This is a genomic window from Bifidobacterium choerinum, assembly GCF_002761235.1.
Lineage (GTDB): Bacteria > Actinomycetota > Actinomycetes > Actinomycetales > Bifidobacteriaceae > Bifidobacterium > Bifidobacterium choerinum.
Window position 1 is genome coordinate 831981 of sequence record NZ_CP018044.1, and the last position, 12032, is coordinate 844012.

The 12032-nt window shown below is 63.2% G+C and carries 8 protein-coding genes; 6 read left to right on the top strand and 2 right to left on the bottom strand.

Going from position 1 to position 12032, the window contains the following annotated elements:
• Positions 1-82 precede the first annotated feature (82 nt).
• Positions 83-1555: an amino acid permease gene (locus BcFMB_RS03205; RefSeq protein WP_024541457.1), complete on the top strand. Its 1473-nt coding sequence runs from the start codon at positions 83-85 to the stop codon at positions 1553-1555.
• 427 nt (positions 1556-1982) lie between these two features.
• On the opposite strand, the gene BcFMB_RS03210 is transcribed toward BcFMB_RS03205, so the two are convergent.
• Both BcFMB_RS03210 and BcFMB_RS03215 read right to left on the bottom strand, forming a co-directional pair.
• A complete protein-coding gene (locus BcFMB_RS03210) occupies positions 1983-2501 on the bottom strand; it encodes a helix-turn-helix transcriptional regulator (RefSeq protein ID WP_157775061.1) in 519 nt (172 codons plus the stop codon).
• A 178-nt stretch (positions 2502-2679) separates the two neighbouring features.
• Positions 2680-3318 (bottom strand): TetR/AcrR family transcriptional regulator, encoded by a 639-nt coding sequence (locus tag BcFMB_RS03215; protein WP_232513872.1) that lies wholly within the window; start codon positions 3316-3318, stop codon positions 2680-2682.
• Between the two features lie 155 nt (positions 3319-3473).
• Here BcFMB_RS03215 and BcFMB_RS03220 point away from each other — a divergent pair, with 155 nt between their 5' ends.
• The 5 genes from BcFMB_RS03220 (at position 3474) to BcFMB_RS03240 (ending at position 12020) form a co-directional block, all read left to right on the top strand.
• Positions 3474-4175 carry an ABC transporter ATP-binding protein gene (locus tag BcFMB_RS03220; RefSeq protein WP_024541454.1) on the top strand — a complete coding sequence of 234 codons (702 nt, stop codon included), beginning with the start codon at positions 3474-3476 and terminating at the stop codon, positions 4173-4175.
• 10 nt (positions 4176-4185) lie between these two features.
• Positions 4186-7104, top strand: a complete 2919-nt coding sequence (locus tag BcFMB_RS03225; RefSeq protein WP_232513873.1) for an ABC transporter permease — start codon at positions 4186-4188, stop codon at positions 7102-7104.
• A gap of 261 nt (positions 7105-7365) precedes the next feature.
• Entirely contained in the window at positions 7366-8895 is a 1530-nt protein-coding gene (locus BcFMB_RS03230) for an amino acid permease (protein WP_099721042.1), read from the top strand.
• A gap of 485 nt (positions 8896-9380) precedes the next feature.
• Entirely contained in the window at positions 9381-9989 is a 609-nt protein-coding gene (locus BcFMB_RS03235) for a MarR family winged helix-turn-helix transcriptional regulator (RefSeq protein WP_099721043.1), read from the top strand.
• Between the two features lie 111 nt (positions 9990-10100).
• Positions 10101-12020 (top strand): ABC transporter ATP-binding protein, encoded by a 1920-nt coding sequence (locus BcFMB_RS03240; protein WP_099721044.1) that lies wholly within the window; start codon positions 10101-10103, stop codon positions 12018-12020.
• Positions 12021-12032: the final 12 nt, after the last annotated feature.

Below are 12032 nucleotides of genomic sequence, written 5' to 3' on the forward strand. Positions count from 1 at the left end.
AGCCGTCCACGCATTGCGCGTGGCGCGGCCTTCTTCCATGCCGTGGACGCCCGTCCCCGGCATCGCGATACAAAGGACGATTATGGCCTCCACATCCGAAGTGAGTGAGCAGCCGCAACAGCTGCGCAAATCATTGAAGAACAGGCACATCCAGCTCATCGCGCTCGGCGGCGCGATCGGCACCGGCCTGTTCTACGGCTCGAGCGAATCAATTGCGCTCGCCGGCCCATCCATTCTGCTCGCCTACATCATCGGCGGCGCCGCGATCTTCATGATCGTGCGCGCGTTGAGCGAGATGAGCGTCGAGGATCCGAAGGCGGGCGCGTTCAGCTACTACGCGTCGCGCTACTGGTCGAAGCGCGCGGGGTTCGTCTCCGGATGGAACTACTGGTTCAACTATGTGCTCGTCTCGATGGTCGAGCTCGCCGTCGTCGGCTCCTTCGTCAACTACTGGTTCCCGAACATTCCGCAGTGGGCGTCGGCTGCGTTCTTCCTTGTGCTCATCACGATCCTCAATCTCTTCGGCGTCAGCGAATTCGGCGAGTTCGAGTTCTGGTTCGCGTTGATCAAGATCATCGCCGTCATCGCGATGATCGCCGGCGGTCTCGCCGTCATCGTCATGAATCTGCCGACCGACTCCGGTGTGCGCGCATCGTTCGCGAACTGGTTCACGGTCGGCGGTGGATTCTTCCCGAACGGCGTGATGTCGCACACCGCCGACGGCCACTGGACGGGTCTGCTGATGGCGCTCGTCGTCGTCATGTTCAGCTTCGGCGGCACCGAGCTCATCGGTGTCACGGCGGGTGAGGTCGAAGATCCGCGCAAGACGATCCCGAAGGCGACGAACGGCATCATCTGGCGCATCCTCGTCTTCTATGTGGCTGCGCTCGGCGTCATCATGGCGGTCGTGCCGTGGAATCGCATTGATGGCAGCATGAGCCCCTTCGTGCAGATCTTCGATTCCGTCGGCGTGCCGGTGGCCGCCGGCATCCTCAACTTCGTGTGCCTGACGGCCGTCATGAGCGTCTACAATTCCGCGCTGTACTCGAACTCGCGCATGCTGTATTCGCTCGCACGCCAAGGCAACGCGCCGGCATATCTCGGTCGCGTGAACAAGCGCGGCGTGCCGGTGGCGGCCGTGCTCACGAGCGCCGCCGTCACCATCGTCGCCGTCGTCGTCGTGTTCCTATGGCCGCAGTTCGCGTTCAATTATCTGATGTCGATCGCGACGATCGCCGCGATCATCAACTGGACGATGATCATGATCACCGAGATGCTGTTCCGCCGCCACGTGGCCGCCGGCGACGGTCCGGGCCGGCTGCATGGATTGCATGGTGAGGAGGCGCTCGGCAAGATCCAGTTCAAGCTGCCGGGATGGCGGTGGACGCCGTATCTGATTATCGCGTTCCTGGCGATGGTGGCGGTGCTGATGTGCTTCTCGCCGAGCTACCGCATCGCGTTGGTCGCCGGTGTGATCTGGCTCGCCGTGCTGTTCGCCGCCTACGCGCTCACGTCGAAGGCCGGTGAGCGGCATCGGGAGACGAAGGGGCGCTGAGCGTGTCTGTCATCTGCCCATCCGCGCGGCGGCCACCATCGCACGGATGGGCAGATGGCGGCGTGTAACCGGGAAGGCTGGTCGATTGAAGCTTAAGGCGACCGCTATTGCATAACTCGCGTTTTCGGCGATGTCGTCGAGTGATGCGTCGCGTGCGGCGGCAGGATGGTTAGTGTGTTCGGGGAAACGCACAAATGCGCACATGGTGGTTGACCATACGCACATATCCGTTTGAAATCAATCGGAATCGCTCAGTTGGATCGCCCATGACGAGGAGAACATCGGGGCGTCCGCCGCATATCTCGTGATAGTCGAGGAAATATCGAGATATGCGGCGGACGTTCCGGTGATATGCGCGCAAGTCGGGTGGTTGGCGATGTGTATGGCGATTCACGCACCATGCCGGAGCTGGCCGCGCGCGGCGTAGTCAGCGCGTCGGCTCGTCGTTCTTCTTGCCGCGCAGGCGCGGCTTCGCCTTCGCGATCTGCTGCATGCTGCCGGAGGCGTACAGCGCGCCAAGCGCCAGCATGCCGGCGACGAAACCGAGGCACGCCTCCGCCACATGGGACCACGGCGCCGTGTCGGCCAAGCCGTTCGCCTCGATGATGCAGTACGTCGCGAACATCACGAATGCGAGCGAGAACAGCACCGTCATGCGATGGTTCCGCCTTTCGTTGATCTGCGCGTTGTAGTCCGCCACTTTGCCCATCGTCGTGTTGTCGATCATTTCGTCACCTTTCCCTTCGCCGTCGAGGATTTCGTCGACGCTGATTCCATAGATCTCTGAAAGCAGCACGAGCAGCGAAAGGTCGGGCATCGTCGATCTGGTCTCCCAACGGGACACGCTCCGGTTGGAGACGCCGATCTGATCCGCGAGCTGCTGCTGCGTCCGGCTGTGCTCAAGCCGAAGCTCCCTGAGGAACGTACCGATATGCTTCTGGTCCATCGTGCCTTTCCTTCCGTCGGTCGTGGAGTGCTTTCGAGCATCAGCATGGCACTGCGTTGGCGGCGACACGTACATCTTCGCCGGACATAGGCCGAGAACTCGGGCGCTGACCGGTAGATGGACATAGGACACCATTGCCCAATGGCGGAATTCCAACGAAAATCGCTGATAACGGCGGCTAGTGCGCCGATGTGTCCGACGCGGTCTCGTGAGGCATGCCCATGCTGATGATGGTCTGGGCGATCTCCTCCGGGGTGGCCTGCAGATCGGTCTCCAGCCAGTACTGGATGAGGCCGAGGCTGCCGTGGATGGCGAACTGCGTGCGCATGACGTCCTCGAGGGCGCTTTGCGAGTCGGGGAGCGTCACGGCGATGCGGTCGTAGCGCTCGTAGATCAGGCCGATGAGGCGTCGCTGGAAGTCGACGTCGGCGCGGGGGCTCAGCAGGACCTGCAGATGGCGTTTGTTCTGCGCGATGTACCGGCAGACCTGCACGATCGCGTTGTCGAGTTCGGCGCCGATGGCGTGCTGCCGCTCGGCCTGCTCGAGCATGTCGTCGAAGGTGGCGGACAGCCAGGAGAAGGTCTCGTTCTCGATTGTGCCCAGCAGATCCGGCAGATCGTCGTAGTGGGCGTAGAACGTGGAGCGGTTGACGTCCGCCTTGGCGCACACTTCGCTCACGGTGATGGCGCTCAGGGGTTTCTCGCGCAGCAGTTCGATGAGCGAATCCTCGATGACCGTGCGCGTGTATCGTGTGCGACGGCTTTCCGTCAGCGCCTTTGCCATGATGCCCTCGTCCTCCTTCGCGTCCGCCGTCACGGCGACATGCTATCCAACTGGTAGTTGCGAAAACAACACTGTGTTGATTTACTAGTGTACAACACGATGTCACGGAAGGCGTGCGGCGGTTCGGCGCCGGATGCCGGAGCGATGGAACTCGGCGCGAGGCCGCACCGGAGCGGAAGGAGCAAGCGATGGCGTACATCGAATTCGATGATGTGGTCAAGGAGTACCCGGCGGGGGACACCACGATCCGCGCGCTCGACGACGCGAGCTTCACGGCCGACCGCGGCGAACTGAGCGTCATCCTCGGGCAGTCCGGAGCCGGCAAGACTACGGCGCTCAACATCCTCGGCGGCATGGACACGGCCACGTCGGGCAGAGTCGTCGTCGGCGGCCGCGACGTCACCGACCTCAACCACCACGACCTGATCACCTACCGACGCAACGACATCGGCTTCGTCTTCCAGTTCTACAACCTGATCCCCAACCTCACGGCGCTGGAGAACGTGGAACTGGCCTCGCAGATCTGCACCGACCATTTCGATCCGGCGCAGACGCTGGAGAAGGTCGGTCTGGGCGACCGACTCGACAACTTCCCGGCGCAGCTGTCCGGAGGCGAGCAGCAGCGCGTCTCGATCGCGCGCGCCGTCGCGAAGAAGCCGAAGCTGCTGCTGTGCGACGAACCGACCGGCGCGCTCGACTACGAGACCGGCAAGGAGGTGCTGCAGCTGCTGCAGGACATCTGCCACGACGAGCACATGACGGTGCTCATCGTCACGCACAACTCGGCGCTCGCGCCGATGGCGCACAAGGTCATCCGTTTCCGTTCCGGCAAGGTCGTCAGCCAGGAGACCAACGACCATTCGACGCCGATCAGCGAGATCGAATGGTGAGGTGACGATGATGGCTGGACGTGACGCACGCGAGCGCGGCGGCGCGAAACCGCTCGGCTCGGCCTTCCTGTTGGATACATGGCGTTCATGGCTGCATGCATGGAAGCCGTTCCTCTCGATTCTGATCATTTCGATGCTCGGCGTGGCCGTGCTCACCGGCATCTACGCGGGCTGCCGCGACACCTTCATCGCGGCGAACCGCTTCTACGAGCAGCAGGGGCTGCACGACGTCCAGGTCGTCTCGACGATGGGGCTGACCGATGAGGACATGGATGCGTTGCGGCAGGTCGACGGCGTCGGCGATGCCGTCGGCGTGCGCATGGAACGGGTGACCGTCGACGGCGACGCGGGCCGCCGGTCCAACGCGACGATGCGCGAACCATCGGACGGCGCGGCGACGGTCGATGCGCCGTATGTGCGCGAGGGACGGCTGCCGAAGTCCGCCGATGAAGTGGCCGTCACCGGGCAGTTCACGCACGATACGCACCATAAGCTCGGCGACGTCATCGACGTGACTGCCTCCGACGCGACTGATGCAGCCGGCGAAGACGGCAAAGCCGATGAAGATAACACAGCCGACAAAGCCGACGCCGTGCACAAATTGAAGATCGTCGGCGTCGTCACCGACCCGTCGGACCTGTCGGACCCGGACGGGTATTCAGGATCCGCGTTCCGCACGGCGGTCGCGAACGACTACACCTTCTACGTGGCGCCGGGGTCGCTTGAGCGGATCTTCGACGCCGATCCGCAGGTCTATGGCGCCGTCGTCATGCGGCTGACCGACGCCGAGAACAAGGATGCGTTCACCGACGACTACGATGCGCTCGTGTCCTCGACGATGTCGACGATCGAGCGCACCGTGCGGCCCAGGCGCGAGGAGGTGAGGCGCGAGGCGCTGCAGCGCAGCGCGCAGGACGAGCTCGACAAGGCGAAGGCGCAGGCGTACGCGCAGATCGACAAGGCGCAGGCGCAGCTCGATGCGCAGCGCACGCAGCTCGACGACCAGCTCAAACTGCTCGATGCGCAGGCCGTGCAGGTGCCGGTGGGCATGCCGATGCCGGCGCAGCTCGCCGACGCGCAGCGGCAGTGGGCGCAGGGGGATGCGCAGCTCAAGGAGGCGCAGCAGAAGATCAATACGCAGCGCAACGACGCCGGCGATCGCTTCACCGCGGAGCAGCAGCAGATCGACGACATCGCGCCGCGCTGGTATGTACAGTCGCGAACCGCGCTGAGCGGCTTCAGCTCGCTCAAATCGGACATCAGCTCGATCCGGTCGCTCGGCAACGCGTTCCCGATCGTGTTCCTCATCGTGGCCGTCATGATGAGCCTGACGACGATGAGCCGACTCGTCGAGGAGGACCGCGGTCTCATCGGCACCTATCTGGGACTCGGCTATGGACGCGTGACGATCACGCTGCGCTATGCGCTGTTCGCGTTGCTGGCCTGCCTGCTCGGCGGCGGGCTGGGGCTGCTCATCGGCTTCCTTGGCATTCCGGCCTTCCTGCTCGTCGTCATCCACGGGCTGTATGCGATTCCCGATCTGCGGCTCGAATACGACTGGCTGTACGGCTCGATGGGCATCCTGCTCTTCGTCGTCGGCGTGCTCGGCGCGGCGCTGTTCGCGTCGATCCGTGACATGCGGCAGATGCCGGCCACGTTGATGCGTCCGAAGGCGCCTAAGGCTGGCTCGCGCATCCTGCTCGAGCATATCCGTCCGCTATGGAGGCATATGAGCTTCCTCAACAAGGTGACGGCGCGCAACATCTTCCGCTTCAAGTCGCGTCTCGTCATGACGGTCGGCGGCGTGGCCGGATGCGCCGCATTGATCCTGTGTGGCCTGGCGATCAACGACACGGTCGCAGCGCTCGGCCCCAACCAGTACCGGGGCATCGACCAGTACGACATGTTCGTGATGGCCAACGACGGCGACGAGAAGACGCTGCACGACAAGCTCGTCCAGGACGGCAAGACGACGGCCATCATGCAAACGCGCGTTGAAAACGGCGAGATCACGAACGGCGACGGCAGTAGCACGTCGGTGCAGCTGACGATCGTCCCGCAGAAGCAGATCGGCGAACTCAACACGATGTTCAGGCTCGAACCGGCGCGCAGCGAATCGATCTTCGGCTGGATGCGCGGCGGCGGCCAGCCGGCCAAGCTCGGCGATGACGGCGTCATCGTCGCGCAGTCGGCCGCACAGTCGCTCGGCGTGAAGGCCGGCGACGAGATCATGCTGCGCGCGGACGGCGGCTCGCAGCCGCACCGCGTCAAGGTGAGCGCCGTCACGCGCAGCCTCATCGGCGCCGAGACCTTCGTCTCGGAGGATCTGTGCCACAGGATGTTCCCGGCGTCCACAGCCGGGGACGGCTCGGACGAGCAGCCGGCGATCACCTGGAACAGCGTCTACGCCAAGTTCAAAGGCGACGACGACGCGCAGATCAAGTACGTGCAGCAGCTCGAGAACGAAGCCATCGTGCTGAGTGCAAGCTCGACGGCGCAGCAGGCGAAGGACTTCAAGTTCGATCTGATGGGCGCGGTCGTCGGACTGATCGTCGCGCTCGCAGGCAGTCTCGCGCTCGTCGTGCTGTTCACGCTCGCGCATACGAACGTGTCGGAACGCATGCGCGAGATGGCCACGCTCAAGGTGCTCGGCTTCTACGACAAGGAAGTGCACCACTACGTCAACCGCGAGATGATGGTGCTGACGGTCATGGGCATCATCATCGGCCTGCCGCTCGGACGGTGGGTCGCCGGCCTGCTCACCAGCGCGCTCAACATGCCGGGGCTGTATTTCGAAGTGCACATCTTCTGGTGGAGCTACATCATCACCGTTGTGGCGACGCTCGCCTTCGCGTTGCTCGTGCAGCTGTTCGTCGACCCCGTCCTCGACCGCATCGATCCGGTCAGTTCGCTGAAGTCGGTCGAATAGGCTGCGTGGCCGTGCGAGTCATGTGGGCTGTGCGGACTGCGTGAGTCGCGTGGGTTACGTGGGTCGCGTGGACTGGTGCGGACTGCGCGGGCTACGCGACCGCATGCTCGCAGTATCCGCGCGCCTGTGCCAGCCGTTGACCGGGATCGGTCGTGGTCGGCGTCGATGGCAGTGTTCGCGCTGCCCGCATGCCATACGCCAGCCGCGAGTATGCGCAGTGCGAACGGCATGCAACAGGCGGCGGCTACAGTCGAACGTATTATGTCGAATATCCAACAACCTGCGGCACCCTCCGGCCTTGACCGCGAGGAGGCCGTGAACGACTCGCTCGAGGCGGTCGACAAAGACAACGAGATGGAGCGCGGACTGACGAACCGTCATGTGCAGTTCATCGCGATCGGCGGCGCGATTGGCACCGGCCTGTTCCTCGGATCGGGAAAGTCGATCGCGCTCGACGGGCCGAGCATCGTGCTTGTCTACATTCTCGTCGGCGGCGTCATGTTCCTGATGATGCGTGCAATCGGCGAACTGATGTACCGTGACCCGAGCCAGCACACCTTCATCAACTTCATCCGCATGTATCTGGGCAACGGCACCGGCAAATTCGCGTTGTGGACGTACTGGCTCGTATTGATCCTGACCGGCATGACCGAGCTTTCGGCGGTGGGGCAGTACTGTGTGACGTTCTTCCATACGATTGGCTTCGAACTCAAATCATGGCAGTGGCTCATCGAACTGCTGTTCCTCGCTGCGTTGGTGGGCGTGAATCTGATCGCCGTCAAGCTGTTCGGCGAGACCGAGTTCTGGTTCTCGATGATCAAGATCTTCCTGATCCTCGCGCTCATCGTCACGTCGATCATCATGGTCATCGCCGGCTACCGGTACGGCGCGACGACGCTGCCCGGCTCCGATCAGACGTATCCGGCCGGTCAGGCATCGCTCACGAATATCGTTGACGGCTTCTCGCTTACGCCGAATGGTTGGACGCAGATGCTGATGAGCTTCCAGATGGTCTTCTTCTCCTACACGATGATCGAATTCGTCGGCGTGACCGTCTCCGAGACGAAGAACCCGCGCAAGGTGCTGCCGAAGGCGATCAACGGCATCATCCTGCGTGTGCTCGTGTTCTACGTCGGCGCGTTGCTTGCGATCATGGCGATTGTGCCGTGGCGTAACTTCATGACAAACGACAACGGCAACCAGTTCTCGTCCCCGTTCATCATGGTGTTCGAATTCGCCGGCCTGCACTGGGCCGCGGCCGCCGTGTTCTTCGTCGTATTGACCGCCGCCGCGTCGTCGCTCAACTCATTGCTGTATTCGGCGGGACGTCACCTGTTCCAGATCGGCGAGGAATCCAATTCGCCGACGCTGGGCAAGCTCGGCACCGTCTCGAAGACGAAGGTGCCGGCGCGCGCGATCATCGTCTCCGGCGCGCTGATCCTGCTGTCTCCGGCGCTGTCGGCGATGCCCGGCGTCTCCGGCGCCTTCGTGCTGTTCTCGTCGGCCGCCTCCGCCGTGTTCATCTTCATCTACATCCTGACGATGGTCGCGCATTACCGCTATCGCAATTCGCCGCAGTTCATGGCCGACGGATTCCTGATGCCCGCCTACCGTGTGTTCGATCCGTTGACGATCTGCTTCTTCGTGTTCATCTATGCGACGCTGTTCATCGGCGCCGACACGCGTGGCCCTGCGATCGCCGCCCTCGTGTGGCTCGTCGTCTTCGGCGGCTACTGCCTGCTGCATGACCGCTACTCCAGTCGCGGCCTGCGCGAAGCGTTGAAGCACTGAAGTACTGAGACGCTGGTCTCCAACGGCAGTTTGTGAGTGTATCTACTCACAGACTGCCGTTTTTCCTACCGTCGGCGGCCGTTTATGGGTGAGTTCACCTGCAAACGACCGTTTGCGGCACTGTCGACGGCATTCTGCGGGTGTGCTTACGTATGGACGACCGTTGTTGGTGCTGCTGGCGGCATTCTGTTGGTGAGCTCACCCGTAGGCGACCGCTGTTGGCGGAGACAATGGCAATCTGTAGGCGAGCGCACCCAGAGACGGCCACCGTTGATGCTGCCGCTGGCATTCTGTTGGTGCGCTCACGCATGGACGACCGTTGCTGGTGCTGTTGGCGGCCTTTTGTAGGTGGGCGCACCTGCAAAACATCTGCCTATCCACCCATCCCTCACTTACCCTCACTTATCCACCCGCCTCCGTTGTCTTACAGTGTAAGTAACTTACAGTGCAAGATAAATTGACCGCCAGCGATTACGGAGGTGATGATGGACTACACGTTGGAAGCCGTGCATGAGGTGATGTTCACGATGTGGGCGTCGCGCTCGCGGGCGACGCGTGCCTTCGAGCGTGGCGCGCAAGGCGAGATGTTCGTGCTGCGCGAGCTGCTGTTCCGGGGAGCGCGCACGCCGACGCAGCTCGCGGAGGCGATGGGGGCGACGTCGGGACGCATCTCGTCGATTCTGTCCAGCCTGGGCAAAAAAGGATGGATCGTGCGCACCGGGGATCCGGAGGACCGGCGCAGCGTCGTCGTCGAACTGTCCGACGAGGGCCGCCATATGGTCAAAGCCCATGGCGACGCACTCGTCAAAAGGCTTGAATGGGTGTTCTCGCAGATGGGCGAGCGGCGTACACGCGATTTCGTCGGTCTACTCGGCGAATTCATGACCTATCTGTCGATCTGCGACCCGCAGGAGGAACGGCCGACGGCCGAGCAGGTGCAGGTGGCCTTCGAGCGCAATCGGCGTCTGCATGATCGGATGGTCGAGATGGCGCGCGCCGGCGGTCATGACTGCATGCCGGGTGGTCCGCCCCATTGCTGGTTTGCGCAGGGAGCGACCGCTGAAGCCGAACAGGACGGCTCCTCCGCGCGCTGACGCAACACATCCATCCCGTCCATCCGCATCCCGCGCCGCGACCCCGCCGTCATATGCGCAGGAACACGGCGCCACTATCGGCGCGAAAACCTTATAGTATAAGGAAAACCAATGCTACGAATCATGAAATACCTCTCCAAGACGGAGATCGGCCAGCTGCTGTTGTCGTTCGTCACGATCGTCGGTCAGGCGTACTTCGACCTCGAGCTACCGAGCTACATGGCGGAGATCACCCGACTCGTCGAGACGCCGGGCAGCCAGATGCATGACATCTGGGTCGCCGGCGGCAAGATGCTGCTCGTCTCCTTCGGCTCGCTCGTCTGCGCCGTCATCACCGGATACTTCGCCGCGCGCGTCGCCGCGTCCTTCGGGCAGCGGCTGCGTTCGCTCGAGTTCCGCAAGGTCGAGTCCTTCGGCCCCTCCGAGATGCACCGTTTCTCGACGGCGAGCCTCATCACGCGCTCGACGAACGACGTCACGCAGATCCAGATGTTCATCACGATGGGCCTGCAGATGCTCATCAAAGCGCCGATCATGGCCGTCTGGGCCGTCTGCAAGATCGCCGGCGACGGCTTCGAATGGACGCTCGCGACCGGCATCGCCGTCGCCGTGCTGCTCGCCGCCGTGGCGCTGCTCATGGCCTTCGTCATGCCGAAGTTCAAGGCGATGCAGCGGCTGACCGACGACATCAACCTCGTCGCGCGCGAGAACCTCACCGGCATGCGCGTCGTGCGCGCCTACAACGCCGAGGATTACCAGGAGGAGAAGTTCGAGGATGCGAACGCGGCGCTGACGAACACGCAGCTGTTCACGAACCGTGCGATGAGCGTCATGATGCCGCTGATGAGCACGATCATGAACGGCCTGTCGCTCGCGATCTACTGGATCGGCGCCTATCTGATCCAGGACGCCGGCGCCACCGAGAAGCTCACGCTGTTCTCGAACATGATCGTCTTCTCGAGCTACGCGATCCAGGTCATCATGAGCTTCCTGCTGATGAGCATGGTCTTCGTGCTGTGGCCGCGCGCCGACGTCTCCGCGCACCGCGTCATGGAGGTCATCGACACCGAGCCGCTCGTCACGTCCGGCACGCGCGACCGTGGCCTGACCGTGGCCGAGGCGAGGGAGGCCGGCGTCATCGATGATTCCGACGACGCCGACTACCGCGACGACCTCGAGGTCGCCGGCATGGTCGAGTTCCGCGACGTGAGCTTCGCCTATCCCGATTCGCGCGAGGCGATGCTCGAAGGCATCAGTTTCACGGCGAATCAGGGCGACACCATCGCGATCATCGGTGCGACCGGCTCCGGCAAATCGTCGTTGATCAATCTTGTGCCGCGATTCTACGACGCGACCGACGGTGCAGTGCTCGTCGACGGCGTCGACGTGCGCGACTACGACCTGCGAACGTTGCGTGACAAGATCGGCTATGTGCCGCAGCAGTCGTTCCTGTTCAAGGGCACCGTCGCGTCGAACGTCAGCTACGGCGACCGTCCCGGCGAATCCGAGTATGTGCCGATGCTCGACGCGTCGCGCGCGAGCGGCCGCAAGGCGGAACGTGCGATGCTCAAGGCCGACGAGGAGCGTGCGCTCAGCGCGCAGGAGGAGAACCGCGTCGAGCAGGCGTGCGACGTCGCGCAGGCGACCGAATTCGTCGAGAAGATGCAGGGCGCTTTCGACGCGGCGATCGCGCAGGGCGGCACGAACGTGTCCGGCGGTCAACGTCAGCGTCTGTCGATCGCGCGCGCCGTCTACCGCAATCCGGAGATCATGATCTTCGACGATTCGTTCTCGGCGCTCGATTTCAAGACCGATCGCGTTGTGCGCGACGCGCTCAAGGCGTATGCGAAGGACGCGACGAAGATCATCGTCGCGCAGCGCGTCGGCACGATCATGGATGCCGACTGCATCCTTGTGCTCGACGACGGCAAGCTCGTCGGCAAGGGCACGCACCGCGAACTGCTCGAGACCTGCGAGGTCTACCAGCAGATCGCGCATTCGCAGCTGAGCGACGAGGAGCTCGGCGCCTGAACCTGCCACAAC